We start from the raw sequence: 22,078 nt of genomic DNA, 5'->3' as shown, positions 1-22,078 counted from the left end.
AGTCAGGAGAACAGATAATGAATAATACCGTTATTGCCTGCGTTGACGGTTCGCCGTCGACCCGAGCGGTTTGTGAATACGCGGCATGGGCCGCTGCTCTGCTGGATTCACCTCTGTCGCTGCTGCACGTACTGGAGAAAGATGCGCATCCTGCCGTGTCAGATTTGACCGGAAGCATCGGCATTGATAGCCAGGCTCATCTCACCGAAGAGCTGGTGAAAGTTGAAGGAGAGCGTAGTCGGTTATTAATGGCGCAGGGCAAAGCCATACTGGCTGGCTGTGCGGAGTTGCTGAATGATGCCGGTCATGCTGATGTTCAATTACTGCAAAAACATGGCGCGTTGGATGAAATCCTGGCTGATTTAGGGGATGTTCGCCTGATGGTGCTGGGCCGCCGTGGAACGCAGAACCCGGTTGGCAGCCACCTAGAAAGAATTATTCGGCTGCAGAAAAAACCGGTACTTATCGTGCCGGAGGCTTATTCTACACCGACCAAAGTTATGTTCGCCTATGATGGCAGCGATGAGAGTCGCAAAAACCTGACGCGCCTGACACTTAGCCCGCTACTCAATGGTCTGGTTTGCCACATCGTGATGGTTAAGGGGGATACACGAACCTTGCAGGAAGCACAGAATGTGCTGCAAGAGGCTGGCATTACGACCGAAAGCCACATACTGGAAGGTACATCCGTTGCTGATGCGCTCTGCCGTTACGCTAATGAAAACGGCATTAACCTGATTGTGATGGGTGCCTATGGCCATTCGCCATTGCGGCGATTCTTTATCGGCAGCAACACCACCGCCATGTTGGAAAAAACACAAATTCCACTCTTAATGCTGAGGTGATTTTTGTCCCCGGAAATAACTCCGGGGACAAATAAATACGTTCAATTTACTGGAGTGAACATGAAACATGAAATTGCGGTGAGTGTAATAATCCCCGTTTACAACGCAGAAAAAACCATCAAATCCTTGATCGAAGATATCTTGATAGAAGACAGGATCAACATTGAAGTTATTATCGTTAACGATGGCTCCTCAGACAACACGTCAACGATAATTAACTCCATAAAGGATGGCAGGGTTCAAGTGATTGAACAAAATAATAAAGGTGTATACGCGGCCAGAAATAATGGATTAGACAAGCATAAAGGCCAGTGGGTCATGTTTCTGGATGCCGATGACGATGTGTCTGAAGGATTCATTTATAACAGGTATATCCAGGCTTCCAGCCATAATGCTGATGTGCTTTTGTCCAATGCCTGGAAGCTTTGGCATGAAGGCGATAATAAAAAACCCGTGCATACTAACCAGCCTTATGATGAGGTTTTATCCGGCAATGCGTGGATGAGTCACGCAGTAAAAGTCAGGGAATGGCCACATTACCTTTGGTTACAGATAGTTAGATCTGACTATATCAGGAATAACAATCTGTCATTTCATGATGGCCGGAGTCATAAAGATATTTTATGGACGATGGAATTGGCGTTGGCAAATGGGCGTTTCTACATATCAAAAGATATGGACTACACCTACAAGTACAATAATGAATCCATCACAAATCGCGGTGATTATTTCGACGTCCGAGCAGAATGCTATATTGATGTAATATCTAAAACCATCGGTCACGCAAAGTCGATAAAAAATAATGATTTGAGCGTATCGCTGTTTAGGCATGCCCTGTATGAGGCTAGACACTTTCTAGGTTTATATAGAAAAAAGGTGAGGGACAAAGAAAAAATCAGGCGGTTATTTGTTAGAGAAATAGCATATAAAGATTTAATAAAAGGTGTATATAGCCTTAGTGATATTTTCTTTTTACTGAAAGTTTTCGTAAAAACAAAAAAATTCACTGGTGCTAGCCCGAAATTAAAATGGATAATTATATTGCTATTGGCTTAACATGGGGAATACTTATCTCGCTGCGAATGCCGTAGTTAATCCAGCGATACGTGACTGACGGTGAGTAATTGGTAGCACTATACCTTTCATTTTACCCTCCCATTACTGGGGATCCCTCAGTAATAGGTGGTCTTTCGTCTCCGCTTCCTTGGTATATGCAAACTTGATACGGGGTACGATGAGCTATCAACATACTCGTGAGGTAGTATTGGTGATTTTTTAGCTATCACCATAGACCCATGAAGTAATCTGTACGAAAAATAGGCTTAGCGTAGGATATTTTCCGTTTTCCAAGCGGACCCCAAAAAGGTTGCGGCCGGAGAGGCTGTTAAGGAACAGCCGCGTCAGCTAATCAGGGACACTATCACCGGGAAAATCATTTCTAACGAGCGGGTGCCTGAAACGCTCCCGGCCTGCCTGATAGCGATGCAGTCGAATACGCTTGTCTACAACGATGTAGATGTGGAGGCCTTTCAGCGGGAAGTCCGTCAGCAGGTATCACAGATACTGGACGCCATCAGGGATGAGCGATTTGAAAATGCCGGCATAGCCTATCAGCAGTTTATAGACCAGTATGATGCGTGTTTCGAAACGCCTTCCGTGGATGTACTTGGTGAGGTGAAACGACGTGGTATAGATCTTTATGCGGTGCTGGAACATCAGGGAACCCGTCTTACGGCAGAAATGTGCGTTGGAGGTAGTCATGATCGAGCGTCTGAACGCAGCTTTAATGCCGTCACCGAGGCTCATATCAATCTGTTTTTCTATATGCTCACGCTGAATCTGGCGATCCATAACAAGATTGACAATGTCCAGAAACAGCTACGTACTAAACTCGGTTTTCTGGAAGAGCGGCTCAGAACGTTGCTTAACGAGTACATCTATGCAAATCAACTTGGCCGGATCGTTCTGGACGGGTTACATGCAAGCGAGACCCTTTATGGCTGGATTTTGCTTGAAAAAAATGACCTGAACGCTGCCCGGTTGATTTATAAGAATGATTTGAAGCTGAATAACGAAATGAAGTTTGCCGAGCTTCATGCAGAGGTGATGAGCATCTACCAAAAGAGGTACACATCTGAAACGCCTGAAGATCTTCGGAATAGAGCTTTCTCAAGGTGTGGGTTATCCGAAGACAGAGCACAATTCGCTTTTAAGCTGTGTTATTACCTTCACCAGACAGGACAGATTAGGAAGTATATCGATGAGCTGACGCAGGGTGCTGATAACAACGACACGAGTGACGCTACCGTGGATGTCCGGTCCCTCCTGGTTCCCTCAGCATCCGGGCTCGCAACTCAATGAAAGACGAAATAGCACGACAGATCACCGGACTTATTGAGCTGAAAAAATTTAATGGCTATACGCTGGTCAGCGGAGAAGACTGGCAGAAGCCTACTGTCACCGAAATCCTGCTGGTCCGGAGATTTATCCCCCTGACTGACAGCCAGCTGGCTAACCGACTGGATGTGGACGAACGCACCATCCGTAAGTGGAAATCAGGAGAGACCAGTATGGTGTACACCACTTGGTGCTGCCTGTGCTGGCTGGCTGGGCTGGGGATGCCGCTCGATAACATTATCAGTGGCTGAAGATTCGCTTCCAGATGCGTCTGAAAATGAATCGTCTCTGATATCGGCAGCGGGAACGGATGATATGAGGGAGACGGTCATAGTTTTTCCAGAACAATGTCCAGCCCTGATACCCCTTGACCACTAATAGGATGAAGCAGCCGGCTTTGAAGATGCCATATGCGATGGCGGTGAGGATTAGAAATACAGTCATACGATTTTCCTTATGTAAAACTGTATTTAGAAAATCCGATGCGGCCTTTAAGGCCGGACTGTAAAAAAACCTGAAAAAAGTTTCTCTTTCCTCTTTGTTGCTATTACTGGCTTTGTCAGCCTTGAATTTTGCTTTTCATGCAATATTCCCCTAATGACAACTATCCAGAATTTTTTTGTGCTTCTGCAAAAATCCTTCTTCTCTTCTCCTGAGATCCGAAATTCATTGAGTCGGAAGACTGGATACCTCTCCAGAACGCAGAATCACCTGAGTTACCAGAACAGCAGACGTAAAAAAGGCCGCTGAAGCGGCCTGATTAGATTATCCGGGCAATTCACTCAGCCTGGAAGTTTTTCAAGGAACTGGAGGACTGCCTTCTGGTATGCAGTCCAGTTTTTAGCGCTTTCCCACGGGGTTGAACCGTCGTTATAAAAATAAATATCGCTATCGAGTAATCCCGGAGCACCTGCAAGAAGATGATCACCGTAAACAGCGTATTCCGCGCCGTGGCCACCGGCCTGCGCCATAAATCCCAGAGGTTTATATTCGCGATTAAGAAGCAGATATTTACCGGGTTCATGTTCTCGGACAGAGTACGGCAAATTGAATCGCATTAGCCATTTCATGGCATCGGTCTTACTGTTTCTGATTTTAAATCCGCGAAAATCATTTTCAAAACAATGTACTACCGTTTCAAGTCTGCTCTTTAGCGTTTGCATGTATCATCCTTTGTGCATTTGCCACGATGGGAATTAATTGCTTACAGTGCAGCTTCGAGGATACAGGATTCAGACAGTTACTTATAGCGATGCCTGAGAGAATGGCCTGTACGTCTGACAACGCAGCAGGCTGAATTCCCGGATGTTGAATAATGACCCTCAATGCCACTCTCACCTTCAACGCCTGTGGAACTGTCGTTCCACTCCTCTTCACGTCCGGTTCCGTGAGAGCGCTGGACCTGCTCCGGACTGAACTGATAGCTGAGGAGTGCTTCTGGTCTCTGACTGTTAAAATAATTGTCTCGCCAGAAAAACGCCTCAAGGGTCCGGATACTTCGGCATAACCAGAATGGGGTCATTTGCCTGTAGGGTCCGGAACTCATCAATGCAGCTGATCCTGAACACCTCCCGCGGTCTGTCGACGGTAGTCAGTTCCTTGTCGATTATTTATTCCTTTGTTTGTGACATCTACTTCTGATACCAGAGCAAAAATCTAATCCATATGTATATGAAATAATTTGTTGTTTAAAAAATGAGATTTAATATCCTTAGCTAGGACACCAGAATATACCTGGTAGAATGCACGAGCATATTGATTTCTTCGTGTATCAGTGGTCAAAACCGGACGGTATGCATATTACAGAAACATCTAATCACCTAAATTTTTCAGTAAGTTACAAATAAATCCCCACTATTAAGAATTACTCTCAACACTATTTGTATCGTGCAGTATCAGGAATGATCGTGCTTACTGACACAATAACGAAAATCCTGCATTTTTGTAATCGACCTCATCTATCACTACATTATTGCAACTTATTGGACACATTTAATCATGTGCTTAACAATGTACTTGCAAGTGAGTTTTTATCTCATACAAAAAAATGATTGTTTTCAATAGTCGAAATTTCTCATCAAGGCTCTGATTTGATAAGAAATAATTAATTATCAGTGTATTATCGGGGTTAAGGTGAACTATGTTCGGATTAGATGCCTTCCATTTGGCCAGGATACAGTTTGCATTTACTGTTTCCTTCCACATTATTTTCCCAGCAATAACCATTGGTCTGGCCAGTTTCCTGGCCGTGCTCGAAGGGTTATGGTTAAAGACACGAAATGACACTTACAAGGAGCTCTATCACTTCTGGTCAAAAATTTTTGCAGTAAACTTTGGTATGGGTGTTGTTTCCGGTCTGGTTATGGCTTATCAGTTTGGTACCAACTGGAGTGGCTTCTCACAGTTTGCAGGGAGTATCACCGGTCCATTGCTGACCTACGAAGTTCTGACTGCGTTCTTCCTTGAAGCGGGTTTCCTTGGTGTCATGCTGTTTGGCTGGAATCGTGTTGGCCCCGGTCTGCACTTCTTTGCTACCTGTATGGTGGCGCTGGGGACACTGTTTTCCACGTTCTGGATCCTGTCATCCAATAGCTGGATGCAGACTCCACAGGGTTATGCCATCGAGAATGGTGTTGTTATCCCTGTAGACTGGCTGAAAATTATCTTTAACCCTTCCTTCCCGTTCCGCCTGTTACATATGTCCACTGCGGCTTTCCTTGCAAGCGCTTTTTTTGTCGGAGCATCAGCAGCATGGCATCTGCTAAAAGGCAATGATACTCCCGCGATTCGCAAAATGTTCTCTATGGCATTGTGGATGGCATTAATCGTTTCCCCGATCCAGGCCGTTATCGGTGATGCGCATGGTCTGAATACTCTTGAGCACCAGCCGGCAAAAATCGCTGCGATTGAAGGACACTGGGAAAATAAACCTGGTGAAGCAACCCCTCTGGTTCTGTTTGGCCTGCCAGATATGAATGCAGAAGAGACGAAGTACAAAATAGAGGTCCCTTATCTTGGCAGTATTATCCTTACACACAGCCTTGATAAGCAGGTGCCTGCCCTGAAGAGTTTCCCTAAAGAAGATCGTCCTAACTCCACTATCATATTCTGGTCTTTCCGCGTAATGGCTGGCTTAGGGATGCTGATGATTCTTCTCGGGGTGGTCAGCGTATGGCTTCGCTGGCGGAAACGTCTCTATACATCTAAACCGTTCCTCTATTTTTCTCTCTTCATGGGGCCTTCGGGACTGATTGCGTTACTGGCCGGTTGGTTCACAACTGAAATAGGTCGTCAACCATGGGTCGTTTATGGCGTACAGCGAACGAAAGATGCTGTTTCTGCACATGGCGATTTACATATGTCAATCAGCTTACTGGCGTTTCTGCTTGTTTACACCTCAGTCTTTGGCGTCGGTTATATATATCTCGTACGTCTGATCAAAAAAGGGCCTGTACATGCTGAGGAGCATCAGGAAGTAACGGATGGAACACCTGCCCGTCCTCTGTCAGCGGTAAATGAGGGTTTGGCAACACGTGGGAGAGACAAATAATGGGTATTGATCTGTCAATTATCTGGTTTGTCATCATCGTCTTCGCTACGTTGATGTATATAGTGATGGATGGATTTGATCTGGGAATCGGTATTTTGTTCCCGTTTCATAAGCACGATGTCGATCGCGATACAATGATGAATACCGTTGCGCCTGTATGGGATGGCAACGAAACCTGGATGGTACTGGGGGGAGCGGCATTGTACGGCGCGTTTCCTCTGGCTTACGCGGTTATCATTGATGCTCTTAGTATTCCGCTTACCGCAATGTTACTTGGGCTTATCTTTCGTGGTGTGGCCTTCGAGTTTCGTTTTAAAGCAATTCCGGAACATCGACCTATCTGGGACAAAGCATTTATCGTCGGCTCTGTACTGGCCACTTTCAGTCAGGGTGTTGCAGTCGGAACCTTATTAAATGGATTGAGTGTGTCCGGACGTACATTTAGCGGTTCTGCATTGGTTTGGCTTGCCCCGTTCCCTCTGTTCTGCGGATTGGGACTGGTTCTGGCCTATGCCCTGCTGGGTTGCACCTGGCTGATTATGAAAACAGAAGACTCGCTTCATCGCAGGATGTCAGAGCTTGCAACTCCGTTAACCCTTGGTTTACTGGCAGTTATTGCAATTATCAGTGTCTGGACCCCATTGACTCATCCTGAGATTGCCAGTCGCTGGTTCAGTATGCCAAATGTCATCTTTTTCCTGCCTGTACCATTGCTGGTCCTTGTTTGTTGCTGGGGTATCGTTCGCAGTGTTTATAGCCGTCGATCCAGCTTTGGTCCCTTTATGCTGACGTTAGGATTAATCTTCCTTGGTTTCAGTGGTCTTGGGATCAGTATCTGGCCATATATCATACCGCCTTCTGTAACCATCTGGCAGGCAGCGTCACCTCCTCAGAGTCAGGGCTTTATGCTAATAGGTGGCTTGTTGATTATCCCTGTAATCCTGATGTACACCTGCTGGAGTTACTATGTATTCCGGGGGAAGGTAAAAACTGGCGACGGTTATCACTAATGGTGAGGTCAATGGAGAAACTTAAATGAAAACCGTTGATGAAACACCTCGTCCATTCTGGAAAAAATTGATGTGGCTGGTGATTATCTGGGCTGTCAGTGTAATGGCGTTGGGGGTCGTTGCTACAATATTCAAATTGCTAATGACAGCCGCTGGGATGAAAACGCACTAACGTTTAAATCGGGTTACCAGAGGTAACCCGATTTTCTTAGTATCAAAAAGACATGTTTATGGCCAATTTCTCTGGTCAGAAGTGATTTAAATTTCTGACCATGAACTTGTACAACTTTCCTTCAGATATAATTCAGATAACGGTGTAAAAAGGAGAATGCTTACATACGAGCTTTGTAGAGCTCAATAATCTCCGAAAGGCTTGCCTGACGAGGATTGGTTAAAGAACAAGCATCATTTAGTGCATTTTGTGCCATAAATGCAAGTTTATCCTCCGTTACACCAAGATCAGCCAGGCGTTGATTCGTACCGACTTTTTGCGACAACATCTCAATTGCTTCGATAGCAGAATTAATGGCCTGCTCCTGAGTCATTGTTGAGACATCAATCCCCATTGCCCGGGCGATTTCAACAAAACGATCGGGAACCTTTTTCGCATTAAATCGGGATACTTCACCCAGCAGGATCGCATTACACAAACCGTGAGACAGATTATAAACGCCACCTAACTGGTGAGCCATTGAATGGACATAACCAAGAGACGCGTTTGAAAATGCCATTCCAGCCAGATATTCACCATATTGCATTGCATCACGTGCTTTGCGGTTTTGGCCATCATCTACAACGTCTTTAAGATTATTAACAATAATTTCAATTGCTTTGATAGCACAAGCATCAGTAACAGGCGTAGCTGCTGTTGATACATACGCTTCAATTGCATGAGTTAAGGCATCCATACCTGTAGTTGCCGTAAGGAACGCAGGCATTGCGACCATAAGTTCAGAATCGTTAACCGCAATGATAGGCGTAAAGTGCTTATCCACTACCGGGTATTTAGTTTCATCTTCCTGGTTAGTGACGATTGCAAATACGGTCATTTCCGATGCCGTACCCGCTGTCGTATTTACAGTAACTAATGGTAATTGTGGTTTTTTGGACAGATGCACACCTTTCGAGTAATCCCGAATATGCCCACCATTAGTGGCCACCAATGCAATACCTTTAGCTGTATCGTGAGAAGACCCCCCACCAAAGGAAATGACAAAATCAGCATTACTTTTTGCAAGCAAGGCTAAACCGTCATCAATATTTTTCTCTGTTGGATTAGGTTGAACACCATCAAATATTGCATAACTAATTTTATGCACCTCAAGCTCATCTGTCAGTTTGTTAACCAGTCCGGTGTCAACCAAAACACGGTCAGTGACGATCAGCGCCTTTTTTAACTCCCTTGAAACAAGTTCATCCCCTAAAAGACGAATAGCATTCAGTCCCATTAGGGTTACAGGCGGCATATAAAATACATTACTCATAGTTAATATCCTTTCGTCAGTTTAAATATTAGAGAGGGCATTTTAAATCTTGATAGCCTTGTTGTTTCTGTGTGTACATTATCTGCTTCATATACTATACGGCAGTATAGTAACTGGCAATACCAATACTGTTGATAAGGATTAAAAAATTATAAACACTTGATTTTTATCTGAAAATATTTTTTGATGTTTGATGAGGACTTGGGTTATCACTTCTGAGTAGTAACCTGTTGCGTGCGGGAAATTTCTTCAGACAGGTCAGGTGACAACGCCGCACAGAATTGGCCTATACAGTGCTGTGACCAGCCCCCAGTACCAGAACTGTCAGTTAGTACTGGTTTTCCGAACAGTGGGCGATTCTGCCCTATCGCCTGGACCGGTCTTGCGACGGTTTACAATTACAGATATCTGTAGGGCGAGGCGGCACCTGGAACACTGGTGCCGAGAATGATTACTGGATCAGAAAACTCAGGGCAGTATGTACTGCGCATGATAACGAAATTATCGCACCTGAACTGATGACAGCATTTGTCGTAGTGGTATACAAAGCAGAAATTAGTTTTGGCTGAACGACACTGGACTCCTGGGACATAGTCAGGGAATGAGTAGTACCTGTGGACTGACTATGCCGTTCGGTTGGTGTTCATAATGACATCCAGCAGTGACCGGGTTTACCGGTCAGTTGCTATTTAAGATAGGCGCGAACCAGTTCAATCGTATCGTCAACTGATTTACTGACTTCATGGCTATAGCTGTCATTCTGGTCAAAGGTTTCTCGTATGTGACTCTCCAGAACCTCAGCCATCAATCCGTTAGATGCGCCACGAACGGCAGCAATTTGCTGGAGAATGGCGCGGCATTCAGCACCATTTTCAAGTGCTCTTTCCAGAGCATCAATCTGCCCTCTGATGCGGCGAACCCGTGTCAGTACCTTTTTTTTCTCTTCCGGAGTACTGGGCATTTCTTACCTCACTATCTTTAAGTTGATATACTGCGTCGGAGTATGCATTATCCGATCAATGAATGTATACCTCCCGTGTAGTATACAAACATAACAGAGCACATACCGATAAGCTTTATTTATAAAATAAAACAACTGGTTATATTATTGGCAAAATACAGACTGAAGGGTGTGATATTAGCCCAAAAGCATGGTCAAAAAAAGCGCGTCGCAAACACAGATTTTCGATATCAAGTCGCTTCCTGTTAGCCCATATTGCTTTAGCAGGCTAAATCCTCTTCCTTTTGTCCGAATATCGTCTGGTACCGTCATAGTCTGTGGGAGCTGTGTTCTGGTGTTCGGGCGTACAGACACAACCCAGCCACTATAAATGCATGATAGTGACATCAGGCCATTTATCTGCCAGGTACTCAGCAACCAGCCGTCTGTGGCAATGATGTGGTTTATGTTCGCTACACAATAAGCAAGCATCAGCAAACTGACTCTTTTCGAGCGATTCGATATGTCTTTTTGTAATCAGATCGATGAAATCCGAAGAATATATCTCCCAGTCTCCTTTCTGTAATTTGTATCGCTCAAACATTTCCCGCGTCGGGGCAAGATCTGGCATATGTGCGTAATCGATATCACATAGAGTATGGGCAAAGAACTTCAGATCGTCCTGTTTTGCAAAACCTGCCAGCTGAGAGCGATTATTGAGACGCACATCCAGAATACGTCTTGCTCCGGATTCCTTCAGGCGCGTAAAAAAATGCTCCGCCGAAGATTGTGTGAAACCAATCGTAAATAGTTTCATCAGGTTCTCCTTACCACCTGCATAACAGTGATGTTTAACACTGGATTAGATTTGGTGTTTTTGCTGTGCCCTGGTACAACAGGTTTCTTATCACGTATTTTTTCAGGTAGTCACAATGACAGGTAAAATGTTCAGGGGATATACCAGTAGCGTGACAGTGTCGTCATTCACGCTATGACGACACTGTCCTTTTACCAGTTCCGTGACAACTCCCGGGCAATAAACGGTGCCGTGCGGCTTTCACAAACCAGTGATACCTGGGCGGGTGTACCTTCTGCAACCAGGTTGCCTCCCTCATGACCTGCTCCGGGACCAATGTCCATAACCCAGTCAGCCTGCACGACTGCACGCATATCGTGTTCAATCACAACTACGGTATTCCCTGTCTCAACAAGACGCTGCAACTGCACAAGCAGACGGTCGGCATCTGACGCATGGAGTCCGGTGGTCGGTTCATCCAGAACATACAGCGTATGGCCACGTTGACTACGCTGCAGTTCGGTTGCCAGCTTTATCCGTTGAGCTTCTCCTCCGGATAACTCAGTGGCTGGTTGACCCAGACGCAGATATCCCAGACCGATTTCGCCCAGCAGGCGCAGAGGTCGCGCCACGGGTTCTACATCAGCAAAGAAGCTGCAGGCTTCATCCACTGTCATCTGCAAGACTTCCGCAATGTTTCGCTCCTTCCAGCGAACCCTGAGCGTATCAGGGTTATAGCGTGCGCCATGACATGTCGGACAAGGGGCATACACACTGGGCATAAACAAGAGTTCAACGCTGACGAACCCTTCACCCTCACAGGTTTCACAGCGACCTTTTGCCACATTGAAAGAAAACTGTCCGGCATCATAATGATAGTTTTTAGCAGCAGGTGTTCCGGCAAAGAGCTTACGAATATGGTCAAACAGTCCGGTATATGTCGCCAGGTTAGAACGCGGTGTCCGGCCTATCGGTTTCTGGTCAACCTGCACCAGACGTTTGATCAGTCCGGTGTCGCCTGTCAGCGTACCGTACGTTTTCTCAGTAACGGTTGGTCCCTCAGCATCACTGCCCTCGGATAACACGTCTTCTGGTTCATGGCCAAGCGAGGAAAGCACCAGCTCAGGTAAGGCCTGAGCAATCAGACTAGACTTTCCGGAACCCGAAATACCTGTAACAGCGGTCAGTACCCCCAGAGGAATACAGGCGTCCAGTCCCTTCAGGTTGTGACGGTGAATATCCTGTAATTTTAACCATCCTGCTGGCTGTCGGGCGTATGATTGTGGTGGCCTGATTTCATCAAACAAATACCGTGCCGTTCTGGATTCAGCAATAGCTTTCAGACCTTCAGGTACACCACTGTAGAGAATATGACCGCCCTGTTCTCCTGCAGCGGGTCCCACATCAACCAGCCATTGCGCCCGTCGCATCAGGTCAAGATCATGCTCAACGACAAACACTGAGTTTCCGGCATCCCGCAGGTTCTCCAGAGCATCGTAAAGTGCATGGCTGTCTGCAGGGTGCAGGCCTGCTGATGGTTCATCGAGAACATAGACGACCCCAAACAACATGGAGCTAAGCTGAGTGGCAAGACGCAATCGCTGGAGTTCCCCTGCGGAGAGTGTTGGCGTTGTTCTGTCTAATGTCAGATAACCAAGTCCCAGTTTCTGCAACTGATACAGCCGGTCCATAACACCTCTGGTCAGTCGTTGAGCAGCCAGTCGTTTCTCTGTCGATAATGCTGAGGTCCGGCGGACATCCGGCGTTACAGAATGGACTGCCCTGCCGGAACCGGCGCGTTCTGTCCGATCCCGGCGGGTGATATCCCTGTCAGTATCAGCCCCGGCATGATGCGTACTGAAATCCCCCCGGGAGATAGGAAGAAGCAACTCTGCCAGCTGGTCTAAAGGCATCTGCATAAACTCACCGATGTCCACACCAGCAAAAGTGACTGACAATGATTCCGGTTTAAGCCTTTTTCCGTGGCAGACAGGACACAGTTTTCCTTCCATAAAACTGGAGACGCGTTTCCTCATCAGTGCACTTTGGGTGTGTGCAAAGGTATGCAGAACATAACGTCGCGCCCCTGTAAACGTCCCCATATAACCCGGAGTCATTTTTTCCCTGACTGCGACACGTGTGTCTTCCGGGCTGAGCCCGGGGTAGACCGGCACCGTTGGGGTATCTTCAGTAAACAGGATCCAGTGTCGCTCTTCTTCAGATAACTCTTTCCAGGGGATATCGACGTCATAGCCCAGTGTCACCAGAATGTCGCGAAGATTTTGTCCGTGCCAGGCAGGTGGCCAGGAGGCAATGGCTCTGTCCCGGATACTGAGTGACGGATCAGGTACCATCAGTGCTTCTGTCACATCATAGATATGTCCGAGACCATGGCAGGATGGACATGCTCCCTGAGGCGTGTTAGGAGAAAAATCCTCAGCATAGAGCATAGGTTGTTCTGCCGGATAGGCTCCCGCCCGGGAATACATCATGCGCACCAGGCTCGATAAGGTGGTCACACTGCCGACAGAAGAGCGTGCGTTGCTGGTTCCTCGCTGTTGTTGAAGGGCAACTGCAGGGGGGAGTCCATCAATGGCATCCACATCCGGAACACCGGCCTGATCAATGAGGCGCCGCGCATACGGGGCAACCGATTCAAAGTAGCGTCGTTGCGCCTCAGCATAAATGGTTCCAAAAGCCAGTGAAGACTTACCGGAACCAGAGACCCCCGAAAAGACAACAAGTGCATCACGCGGAACAGAGACATCCACCTCTTTAAGGTTGTGCTCCCTGGCACCACGTACCACAACAGAATTACTGGCGTCTGTCAGGGTTGGGGGGGCACCAAAAAGTTTCTTTGACATAGTTTAATCCTGTAATACGTAAATCAACTTTACTTCTGACGCTGGTTACGTTGAATGGCGTTAACCGATGTGCCGAACCATTAGTTAAGAAGGAATAATGACAAAAGGGATTTATGCAGCAGTAAGCGAATAGCCTGCGCCGGCGCCGGTGATTAAATAAGGAATGCCGCTGATGTTTCAGCGGCATCAGTAAGGTTCAGGTATCACTCTTCTGAGCGGGAATGGACCGCACTCTTATCCGGAGCAGGTGATTTACCTCCCGTGATAATGCGGGCTCCCCTGTATCCGATACTGTGGTTCCAGATCCAGCTGATAGCGACACTCAGCCGGTTTCTGGTTCCGATCAAAAAATACAGGTGGATAATTTTCCAGAACCACCACGCCATGGCTCCCCGGAGTTTTAACCGTCCCATATCAACCACAGCCAGTCCGCGACCTATGGTCGCTAGGTTCCCCTGATGCCGGTACCGGAAAGGTTTCAGGTCAGGTTTTTCATCCTTTAAACGGGACTGGATCAGTTTAGCCACATACTGTCCTTCCTGTTTTGCGGCCGGAGCAATGCCCGGGATCATCCTGCCGTCCTCTCCGGTCACGGCCGCGGTATCACCTATTACAAATATTTCAGGGTGTAACGGGAGCGTGAGATCAGCTCCCACGATAACCCGACCAGCCCGATCAGCTTCCGTCTTGAGCCAGCGTGCAGCCGGAGAAGCAGTGACGCCTGCTGCCCAGATGATCGTTTTGGCAGGAAGAGGTTGCCCACCATATACTACGCCTTCGGCAGAGCATTCCGTTACCGGTTGGCCAAAACTGACTTCCACTCCCAGTTTCTCCAGGGACTGACGGGTATATTCCGATAATGACTCCGGGAAAGCAGTGAGCAATCGTTGTCCGGCTTCAACCAGAATAATTCTGGTCTCTGTCGGATCAATAGAACGGAAATCATTTTTCAGCGTTTTCCTTGCCAGTTCGGCAATGGTCCCGGACAGCTCAACGCCTGTCGGTCCCCCCCCGACAATGACGAATGTCTGGTAGGCAGCCCGTAACGCGGGATCAGTGGTATTCTCAGCTTGTTCAAAAGCGGAAAGGATCCGTGCGCGCAGGGTCGTGGCATCATCCAGGTTCTTCAGTCCCGGTGCAAACTGTTCCCACTCATCATGACCGAAATAAGCGTGCGTGGCCCCAGTGGCAACGACAAGCGTGTCATAATCAATTCGGGAACCATCTTTCAGCAGAACCTCCCGTGAATCGGTATCCACATCCTGGACCTCGGCCATCAGGGTACGTACATCCTCACGATGACGAAACAGAGAGCGAACGGGCCAGGCAATTTCTGCTGATGGCAGTGATGCGCCAGCGACCTGATAAAGTAAAGGCTGAAACAGATGGTGGTTACTCCGGTCAATGATTGTGATCGAAACGCCCGGCTCTTCCAGTTCTCTGACAACGGAGAGTCCACCGAACCCAGCCCCTATCACGACGACATGATGTTTTTGATCGCAGAAATGTACCATAACCATAATTCCTGAATTTAGCGCGTCAGTGCTGCTGCATGATGTGCAATGTGGTCGCCAATGTAGCTGGAGATAAAGTAGTAGCTGTGATCGTGGCCCGGACGCAGGTTAAGCGTCAACGGATGACCGGTGTCCTCACAAACGCTCTTCAGTCTCTCCGGCTGAAGCTGAGTCTTCAGAAACTCATCATTCAGTCCTTGATCTACAAGCAGAGGTAGCCTTTCCTGCGCGTTACGGATCAACTCAACCGTGTCGTACTGCTTCCAGTATTCCCGATCATCACCCAGATAAGCAGACAATGCATTTTCTCCCCAGGGCACCTGAGAAGGTGCGACGATCGGTGAGAATGCGGATACACTCTGATAGCGGCCCGGGTTTCTGAGCGCAATCATCAGGGCGCCATGTCCGCCCATCGAATGTCCACTGATACTTCTTTTATCAGACGCCGGGAACCATTCTTCAATCAGGGACGGGAGCTCGTTTACCACATAGTCATACATTTTGTAATGTGTCGCCCAGGGCTCCTGGGTTGCATTAACATAGAATCCTGCCCCCTGACCGAGAGCGTAGTCAGGATCATCAGGAATATCAGTGCCACGCGGACTGGTGTCTGGTGCCACAATCATGATCCCATGCTCTGCGGCATAACGCTGAACGCTCGATTTGGTAATAAAATTCTGTTCCGTACAGGTCAGACCGGAAAGCCAGTAGAGTACCGGTACATTACCGTTAAGCGCCTGGGGTGGAGTATAAACACCAAATTTCATCGTGCAGCCAAGCGTGCCAGACTCATGCTGATAAACTTCCTGCCACCCATCAAAGCTGGCATGATGTTCAAGACGTTCCATGATTTTCTCCGTATAACGACAGGACAATTAAGCAACAACGTAACAACTCAGTCAGAGTGGTTTTCGTTATGTTCAGGGTCGGTGTGCGAGTTTCTTATTCTTCGCACCACCCACCAAATCGCGAGCACAATGAAGGGCACGAGAATGGCAACCGCCAGTTCAGGTGGCATGACATCGTGGATCCCGGGAACCCCTTTCACCAGATACGAAATCAGACTCACCACATAATATGAAATGGCGGCAACAGACAATCCTTCAACGGTTTGCTGCAGATGTAGCTGTTGTCTGGCCCGGTTATTCATCGAAGCCAGCAGGTCACGGTTCTGATGTTCCAGTTCAACATCTATCCAGGAGCGAAGTAACGAAATAGCCCGCATGAGTTTGTCAGACAGCTTCGCCTGTCGTTCTTTCACAGAACGGCAGGTTCGCATGGCTGGGGCAATGCGCCGTTGCAAAAAATCAGCCCAGGTGTAGTAGCCTGGAACCGGCGTTTCGGAGAGCGTATTCAGCCTTTCCTCAACAATTTCATAGTAGGCCTGGCTTGCGCCAAACCGGTACAGATTCGCTGCAGCGCCGGCTTCAAGTTCTGCGGCAAGATTGGTCAACGCAGAGAGCAACTGTTCATTTTTACGATGCTCTCCGGTGCGCATTTCTTCTGTAATTTCAGCCAGTCGGTTTTCCACTCGCCTCAGTTCAGAGGCCATGGTTCTTGTCAGTGGTAAAGAAAGCAAAGCAAGCGTGCGATAATTTTCAATCTCAAGCAGCCGCTGAACCAGTGCACCCAGCTGTGCCTCTGTCAGGTCCCGTTCAAGTATCAGAATGCGTGTCAGTCCGTCTTTATCCTGGCGAAAATCAGAGATAATTGCGGCACGGCCATTTTCTGTTACTGAATAGCACCTGCTGACAGGATCTAAATTCGTTACTGCAGCCTCAGATTCTGCAGTCCATGGCAGAATATCCAGACGGGTACCACAGATAACCGAACCCGGTGGCGTGAAACCATGCCGGAAGGGGTTCTCTCCCCTTAACTGTCCGTCACGCGGATCGCATGTGGTACTCCATAAGTAGGTGGAAAACTCACCGTGTTTTTCACAATACAAAGCGCCTTCCCGCCACGTGATACCGTGCAGGGGGGCTGAATTTTCTGATGGTGTTAAACCAAGACGATCTGACAGCTCAACCATGACCCGCTGGTCACCTGACTGGTCGCCTTTAGTCATGAAAGCAAACTGCAGCAGGGTCTGTGGTGATGTGATAAGCAGGTGCGGACGCGCATGTACTTCATTGACAGCGGCCGTTCTGTCTTTATGAGCCGGCATCCCGTACACGGTTTCGGGCGATTGCATCTCAGAACGGATAGCAGATAATGCTGACTCTTTCATAAGACTCTCTCTTTTTCTGACGGCCAGTCACATTACGCTTCGAGAAAGATACCCGCAGACGTAAACGTCTGCGGGTTGATCTTCATAAGCTGGCACAACTCATACCGTTCGCCTGACTGACAAACCGTACAACATTTGTGCCGGATGCACCCTACGATCAGATGAAGGTATAGGAGCAGATCTTGTTACCAGCCGGATCACGCAGGTAGGCAGCATAAGCACCTGGCAGATGACCACGAGGACCCGGTTGACCTTCATCAGTCCCGCCAGCAGCCAGGCCTGCGGCATGGAAAGCGTCAACTTCAGCAGGCGTGGCGGCAGCAAAGCCAATCGTCACACCATTGCTGGATGGCGCTTCACCATTGCCAGGACGGGCAATGATGAAAGCCGGCTTGTCACGGCCAAACAACACCCAGCCATTACCAAAAGGACCAAGGTTGTTGATACCGAGTGCACCTAAAGTGGCGTCATAAAACTCAGCCGACTTTTGAACATCTACAGCACCGATAAAGACGTGAGAGAAGATGCCATTGCCTGAAATAACTGGATTGGACATGGATTGTTTCCTTTAAAACTAATATTGAAAGATCGCCAGTGAAACCTGAATCAGTAGTGGATCACTGTACGAATAGATTTGCCTTCATGCATCAGGTCGAAGGCGTCATTAATCTCTTCAAGGCCCATGGTATGAGTCACGAATGGTGCGAGATCGATTTCGCCTTTCATCGCATCTTCAACCATGCCCGGCAGCTGGGTACGACCTTTAACACCACCAAAGGCAGAACCCTTCCATACACGGCCGGTGACCAGCTGGAATGGACGAGTGGAGATTTCTTTACCTGCGCCAGCAACACCGATAACGACGGACTGACCCCAGCCACGGTGTGCCGCTTCAAGTGCAGAACGCATTACGTTTACGTTACCGATACATTCAAATGTATGGTCGACACCCCAGCCTGTCAGTTCAATGAGAACGTCCTGGATAGGTTTGTCGTAGTCTTTCGGGTTAATGCAGTCAGTTGCACCAAATGAACGGGCCAGGTCAAATTTCTCCGGATTGGTATCGATGGCAAAGATACGACCCGCTTTTGCCTGACGCGCGCCCTGTACCGCTGCAAGGCCAATACCACCCAGGCCAAAAATAGCAACCGTGTCACCTGGCTGTACTTTCGCAGTGTTGTGAACCGCACCGATACCTGTCGTTACGCCACAACCCAGCAGACAGACATGTTCATGATTCGCCTGTGGATTAATTTTGGCTAAAGACACTTCTGCGACGACGGTATACTCACTGAATGTAGAGCAGCCCATATAGTGGAAAAGAGGCTGGCCCTTGTAAGAGAAACGGGTCGTGCCATCAGGCATAAGTCCTTTACCCTGGGTGGCGCGAACAGAGACACACAGGTTAGTTTTTCCGGATTTACAGAACAGACACTCGCCGCATTCTGCCGTGTAAAGCGGAATAACATGATCGCCAGGTTTCACACTGGTGACCCCTTCGCCGACTTCCACAACAACACCCGCACCTTCATGACCCAGTACTGCCGGGAACACACCTTCCGGATCATCACCGGACAAGGTAAATGCATCAGTGTGGCAGACGCCGGTATGGGTGATTTTTACCAGTACTTCACCCTTACGAGGCGGCTCCACATCAATTTCAACGATCTCGAGGGGCTTACCAGGAGCAAATGCTACAGCTGCACGTGATTTCATATGTCATATCCTTTTATTACTGTTTTTACTGACCCCATCAGACGTCTGCCTGGCAGAGTTAACGGAGATAGGAGCGAACAATGGAAATAGCGTCGTTGATAGATTTCGTCTGCGACCCCCTTCTTTTGTTCGTATCGGGAAATTCTTCCCTGAGATAGCTTTCCAGAACAACAGTCATCAGGCCTTTAACGGCTCCTCGTACCGAAGCCAGTTGCTGCAACAATGAAGAACATTCCGCTTCGTTTTCAATCGCCTGTTCCAGCGCTGCAATCTGACCTTTGATACGTCGTACCCGGACAAGCGCCTGTTTCTTTTCTTCTGGAGAATGTGGCATTGATTGTCCCTGTTAATCAGGATTGAAGAGACTATAGTATACCCCCCTATACTATGCAAGAAAAAATATTGACCCCACGATGTACAAACCCAGACAGATGACAGAGTTGTATCAGGCACATTCGTACTTTAACGGTACACAATAGAAGTGAACAGAACGCCAACTTATTGGTACAGAACAAATAACTTTTCTTCAGTCAGGCATAAATGCCTTACGTCGGGTTGTCATAAACTATAGTGTAGTAGTGTTAACGCTGTCCGGGGCGTTCCAACCAGGAGAGATCATAATGTCCACAGGAAAATTCATTTTACATTCAGGCTATATCCCGTCAGGAGATCAGCCCGAAGCAATAGCCAGACTGATAGCGGGAGTCGAAGCAGGAGCAACACATCAGACACTTCAGGGGATAACCGGCTCGGGTAAAACCTTCACCATGGCGAATGTGATACACCGTTTGCAGCGCCCTACATTAATACTGGCTCCTAACAAGACGTTAACCGCACAGCTTTATCTGGAGATGAAGCAGTTTTTCCCAGAAAATGCTGTCGAATACTTCGTTTCTTACTACGACTTTTTTCAGCCAGAAGTCTATATCCCCGGAAGTGACCGCTTTATCCCGAAAGATTCCGCTATCAACGATCATCTTGAAAGGTTACGGTTATCTACGACCAAGGCATTGATTGAACGTCAGGATGTGATAGTCGTCGCTTCCGTCTCTTCGATATACGGATTAGGTGATCCGGACGCATACAGAGAGATCCAGATCCCGGTATACCCAGGACGACAACTCGCCCAGCGGGAGTTAATTCATCAACTGGCACGTCTGCAGTATGCCCGTACAGACAAAACTCTGGGACGGGCAATGTTCCGGGTTCGCGGTGACGTTATTGATATATTCCCTGCCGATTCCGAACATCAGGCCATCAGGGTCGAACTCTTTGATGATGTTATAGAATCCGCAAAATGGATTGATCCTGTCAGTGGGAAAATTACGGGCGACATTGAACATTATTTAATATCACCCAAAACACTCTTTGTTACACCGACCGCAAAAATACCCTCAGCCACCAAAAGCATTCTTACTGACATGGAGAAACGGGTTGCTGAACTTAACAAAGCAAATCGTCTGATAGAGGCTGAGCGCTTATACGAACGCGTTAACAATGATGTTGAAATGATCCGTGAACTGGGTTACTGCTCAGGTATGGAAAACTATTCCTGCTATTTCAGCGACAGAAATCCGGAACTCCCACCGACAACGCTGCTGGATTACCTGCCAAAAAATGGTCTGCTCTTTGTTGATGAATCGCACGTAATGGTCCCGCAAATCTCAGCCATGTACAGTGGCGATCAGAGTCGCAAGGATACTCTTATCGATTTCGGCTTCCGTCTGCCCTCCTCAAAAAACAATCGTCCCCTGAGTTTTGCTGAGTTTGAGAAGATTAAGCCCCAGACTGTCTTTGTTTCCGCAACCCCAGGTAAATATGAATTGCAGAAATCAAAGAAAAATGTTGTTCAGCAAATTATCCGCCCCACCGGTTTACTGGATCCCGAAATTGAGGTCCGAAGCAAAGACCAGTGTGTGGAGAACTTACTTGAAGAAATCCGTCATTGCGTCAACAGAAACAATCGTGTCCTGGTGACAGTGCTGACCAAAAAGACCGCAGAAGAACTGAATGATTTTCTGACAGAAAATGGGATCCTGTCCCGATATCTGCATTCTGATATCAAAACAGATGAAAGACAGGAAATTATCAATGGATTACGGGCCGGGGAATTTGATGTCTTAATCGGCATCAGTCTGCTGCGTGAAGGACTCGACATCCCTGAAGCCTCACTGGTCGCGATACTTGATGCTGACCATGCAGGTTTTTTACGTTCATCACACGCACTTATTCAGATGATTGGACGTGTGGCACGTAATGTGGAGGGTAAAGCCGTACTCTATGCAAACAGGATCACTCCGGCCATGAAACAGGCGATGGATGAAACGCACAATCGCAGGGAACGTCAGATAGCCTATAACCTGGAACATCAAATTAAACCAGTGACTTCAGTTCGTAAGCGGAGTACTGAACAGGATGAAAGCGTCTATCCTGCCACTCATACAGAGGCATTTTGTTCAACGCTATCAGAGTTGTGTGAAAGAATTACTGTTAAAGAAAAGCAATTACTGGCGATCGAGAATTCAGGTGAGGAGAAGGATATAGAAAAATTAAGAACAGAACTGAGTGATTTGTATCGTCAATTTATATTCATGTAACAGCATCATAAAAATCATCCTGTATTAATCAGGATGATTTTTATATACACAATACTTTCCCTCTTGAAATCCGTATTCACAGGAATTACTTTCCGTACTTCCAGTAAGGAGTAGTTCCGATTTCATCGACAATAA

General features: G+C 47.5%; 19 protein-coding genes. 8 read left to right on the top strand and 11 right to left on the bottom strand.

The window, feature by feature from the left end:
* The first annotated feature begins 17 nt into the window (after nt 1-17).
* The 4 genes from HV261_RS25760 (at nt 18) to HV261_RS25745 (ending at nt 3,493) form a co-directional block, all read left to right on the top strand.
* Nucleotides 18-845 (top strand): universal stress protein, encoded by an 828-nt coding sequence (locus HV261_RS25760; protein ID WP_004207021.1) that lies wholly within the window; start codon nt 18-20, stop codon nt 843-845.
* A gap of 60 nt (nt 846-905) precedes the next feature.
* Nucleotides 906-1,901 (top strand): glycosyltransferase, encoded by a 996-nt coding sequence (locus HV261_RS25755; RefSeq protein ID WP_009652583.1) that lies wholly within the window; start codon nt 906-908, stop codon nt 1,899-1,901.
* A 393-nt stretch (nt 1,902-2,294) separates the two neighbouring features.
* The gene (locus HV261_RS25750; RefSeq protein WP_202039828.1) at nt 2,295-3,206 is read left to right on the top strand and encodes a hypothetical protein; all 912 of its coding nucleotides are present in this window, start codon (nt 2,295-2,297) and stop codon (nt 3,204-3,206) included.
* On the top strand, nt 3,203-3,493 hold the full coding sequence (locus HV261_RS25745; protein ID WP_098140621.1) for a helix-turn-helix domain-containing protein: 291 nt from the start codon (nt 3,203-3,205) through the stop codon (nt 3,491-3,493). Before HV261_RS25750 ends, HV261_RS25745 begins: the two co-directional genes overlap by 4 nt.
* 531 nt (nt 3,494-4,024) lie before the next feature.
* Here the strand turns inward: HV261_RS25745 and HV261_RS25740 are convergent.
* Complete coding sequence (locus HV261_RS25740) at nt 4,025-4,405, bottom strand: hypothetical protein (RefSeq protein ID WP_098140620.1); 381 nt, start codon at nt 4,403-4,405, stop codon at nt 4,025-4,027.
* 977 nt (nt 4,406-5,382) lie between these two features.
* Between HV261_RS25740 and HV261_RS25735 the strand changes: the two genes are divergently transcribed.
* From HV261_RS25735 to HV261_RS25725, 3 genes are read left to right on the top strand one after another with little or no spacing between them, the layout of a single operon-like run.
* Complete coding sequence (locus tag HV261_RS25735) at nt 5,383-6,792, top strand: cytochrome ubiquinol oxidase subunit I (RefSeq protein WP_098140619.1); 1,410 nt, start codon at nt 5,383-5,385, stop codon at nt 6,790-6,792.
* Complete coding sequence (gene cydB / locus HV261_RS25730) at nt 6,792-7,802, top strand: cytochrome d ubiquinol oxidase subunit II (RefSeq protein ID WP_096489976.1); 1,011 nt, start codon at nt 6,792-6,794, stop codon at nt 7,800-7,802. The genes HV261_RS25735 and cydB overlap by 1 nt, the downstream gene beginning before the upstream one ends.
* Nucleotides 7,803-7,827: 25 nt before the next feature.
* Nucleotides 7,828-7,974: a DUF2474 domain-containing protein gene (locus HV261_RS25725; RefSeq protein ID WP_000859348.1), complete on the top strand. Its 147-nt coding sequence runs from the start codon at nt 7,828-7,830 to the stop codon at nt 7,972-7,974.
* A 160-nt stretch (nt 7,975-8,134) separates the two neighbouring features.
* Here the strand turns inward: HV261_RS25725 and HV261_RS25720 are convergent, their stop codons facing one another.
* From HV261_RS25720 to frmR (HV261_RS25675), 10 genes are all read right to left on the bottom strand, one after another.
* The gene (locus HV261_RS25720; protein WP_050886228.1) at nt 8,135-9,286 is read right to left on the bottom strand and encodes an iron-containing alcohol dehydrogenase; all 1,152 of its coding nucleotides are present in this window, start codon (nt 9,284-9,286) and stop codon (nt 8,135-8,137) included.
* Between the two features lie 685 nt (nt 9,287-9,971).
* Nucleotides 9,972-10,247 carry a formaldehyde-responsive transcriptional repressor FrmR gene (gene frmR / locus HV261_RS25715; RefSeq protein ID WP_050886229.1) on the bottom strand — a complete coding sequence of 92 codons (276 nt, stop codon included), beginning with the start codon at nt 10,245-10,247 and terminating at the stop codon, nt 9,972-9,974.
* Nucleotides 10,248-10,611: 364 nt separating this feature from the next.
* Complete coding sequence (locus HV261_RS25710; protein ID WP_047402202.1) at nt 10,612-11,043, bottom strand: DUF488 domain-containing protein; 432 nt, start codon at nt 11,041-11,043, stop codon at nt 10,612-10,614.
* A gap of 191 nt (nt 11,044-11,234) precedes the next feature.
* Nucleotides 11,235-13,886, bottom strand: a complete 2,652-nt coding sequence (locus HV261_RS25705) for an excinuclease ABC subunit UvrA (RefSeq protein ID WP_050886230.1) — start codon at nt 13,884-13,886, stop codon at nt 11,235-11,237.
* 203 nt (nt 13,887-14,089) lie between these two features.
* Entirely contained in the window at nt 14,090-15,400 is a 1,311-nt protein-coding gene (locus tag HV261_RS25700; protein WP_042630904.1) for an NAD(P)/FAD-dependent oxidoreductase, read from the bottom strand.
* 17 nt (nt 15,401-15,417) lie between these two features.
* Nucleotides 15,418-16,248, bottom strand: coding sequence for an S-formylglutathione hydrolase (fghA, locus tag HV261_RS25695; RefSeq protein ID WP_042630903.1), 831 nt, complete (start codon nt 16,246-16,248; stop codon nt 15,418-15,420).
* Nucleotides 16,249-16,295: 47 nt separating this feature from the next.
* On the bottom strand, nt 16,296-17,630 hold the full coding sequence (locus HV261_RS25690; protein WP_042630902.1) for a DUF3422 family protein: 1,335 nt from the start codon (nt 17,628-17,630) through the stop codon (nt 16,296-16,298).
* Nucleotides 17,631-17,787: 157 nt separating this feature from the next.
* The gene (locus HV261_RS25685; protein WP_000070400.1) at nt 17,788-18,186 is read right to left on the bottom strand and encodes a VOC family protein; all 399 of its coding nucleotides are present in this window, start codon (nt 18,184-18,186) and stop codon (nt 17,788-17,790) included.
* Between the two features lie 50 nt (nt 18,187-18,236).
* A complete protein-coding gene (locus HV261_RS25680; protein WP_000842119.1) occupies nt 18,237-19,346 on the bottom strand; it encodes an S-(hydroxymethyl)glutathione dehydrogenase/class III alcohol dehydrogenase in 1,110 nt (369 codons plus the stop codon).
* 58 nt (nt 19,347-19,404) lie between these two features.
* The gene (frmR, locus tag HV261_RS25675; RefSeq protein ID WP_001120775.1) at nt 19,405-19,680 is read right to left on the bottom strand and encodes a formaldehyde-responsive transcriptional repressor FrmR; all 276 of its coding nucleotides are present in this window, start codon (nt 19,678-19,680) and stop codon (nt 19,405-19,407) included.
* Between the two features lie 286 nt (nt 19,681-19,966).
* Between frmR (HV261_RS25675) and uvrB the strand changes: the two genes are divergently transcribed.
* A complete protein-coding gene (gene uvrB / locus HV261_RS25670; protein WP_050886231.1) occupies nt 19,967-21,943 on the top strand; it encodes an excinuclease ABC subunit UvrB in 1,977 nt (658 codons plus the stop codon).
* The last annotated feature ends 135 nt before the right edge of the window (nt 21,944-22,078 follow it).

The organism is Citrobacter sp. RHBSTW-00671, assembly GCF_014103415.1.
Lineage (GTDB): Bacteria > Pseudomonadota > Gammaproteobacteria > Enterobacterales > Enterobacteriaceae > Citrobacter.
Note: the sequence above shows the minus strand (reverse complement) of the source record. Positions and strands in the feature narration are given on the sequence as shown.

Excerpts from the sequence above, each read along its gene's own strand:
- uvrB (WP_050886231.1), top strand. The coding sequence starts at position 19,967 with ATGTCCACAGGAAAATTCATTTTACATTCAGGCTATATCCCGTCAGGA.
- HV261_RS25735 (WP_098140619.1), top strand. The coding sequence starts at position 5,383 with ATGTTCGGATTAGATGCCTTCCATTTGGCCAGGATACAGTTTGCATTT.
- frmR (WP_001120775.1), bottom strand. The coding sequence starts at position 19,680 with ATGCCACATTCTCCAGAAGAAAAGAAACAGGCGCTTGTCCGGGTACGA.
- HV261_RS25690 (WP_042630902.1), bottom strand. The coding sequence starts at position 17,630 with ATGAAAGAGTCAGCATTATCTGCTATCCGTTCTGAGATGCAATCGCCC.
- HV261_RS25705 (WP_050886230.1), bottom strand. The coding sequence starts at position 13,886 with ATGTCAAAGAAACTTTTTGGTGCCCCCCCAACCCTGACAGACGCCAGT.
- frmR (WP_050886229.1), bottom strand. The coding sequence starts at position 10,247 with ATGCCCAGTACTCCGGAAGAGAAAAAAAAGGTACTGACACGGGTTCGC.
- HV261_RS25680 (WP_000842119.1), bottom strand. The coding sequence starts at position 19,346 with ATGAAATCACGTGCAGCTGTAGCATTTGCTCCTGGTAAGCCCCTCGAG.
- HV261_RS25720 (WP_050886228.1), bottom strand. The coding sequence starts at position 9,286 with ATGAGTAATGTATTTTATATGCCGCCTGTAACCCTAATGGGACTGAAT.
- HV261_RS25685 (WP_000070400.1), bottom strand. The coding sequence starts at position 18,186 with ATGTCCAATCCAGTTATTTCAGGCAATGGCATCTTCTCTCACGTCTTT.
- cydB (WP_096489976.1), top strand. The coding sequence starts at position 6,792 with ATGGGTATTGATCTGTCAATTATCTGGTTTGTCATCATCGTCTTCGCT.
- HV261_RS25725 (WP_000859348.1), top strand. The coding sequence starts at position 7,828 with ATGAAAACCGTTGATGAAACACCTCGTCCATTCTGGAAAAAATTGATG.
- fghA (WP_042630903.1), bottom strand. The coding sequence starts at position 16,248 with ATGGAACGTCTTGAACATCATGCCAGCTTTGATGGGTGGCAGGAAGTT.
- HV261_RS25740 (WP_098140620.1), bottom strand. The coding sequence starts at position 4,405 with ATGCAAACGCTAAAGAGCAGACTTGAAACGGTAGTACATTGTTTTGAA.
- HV261_RS25745 (WP_098140621.1), top strand. The coding sequence starts at position 3,203 with ATGAAAGACGAAATAGCACGACAGATCACCGGACTTATTGAGCTGAAA.
- HV261_RS25755 (WP_009652583.1), top strand. The coding sequence starts at position 906 with ATGAAACATGAAATTGCGGTGAGTGTAATAATCCCCGTTTACAACGCA.
- HV261_RS25710 (WP_047402202.1), bottom strand. The coding sequence starts at position 11,043 with ATGAAACTATTTACGATTGGTTTCACACAATCTTCGGCGGAGCATTTT.
- HV261_RS25700 (WP_042630904.1), bottom strand. The coding sequence starts at position 15,400 with ATGGTACATTTCTGCGATCAAAAACATCATGTCGTCGTGATAGGGGCT.
- HV261_RS25760 (WP_004207021.1), top strand. The coding sequence starts at position 18 with ATGAATAATACCGTTATTGCCTGCGTTGACGGTTCGCCGTCGACCCGA.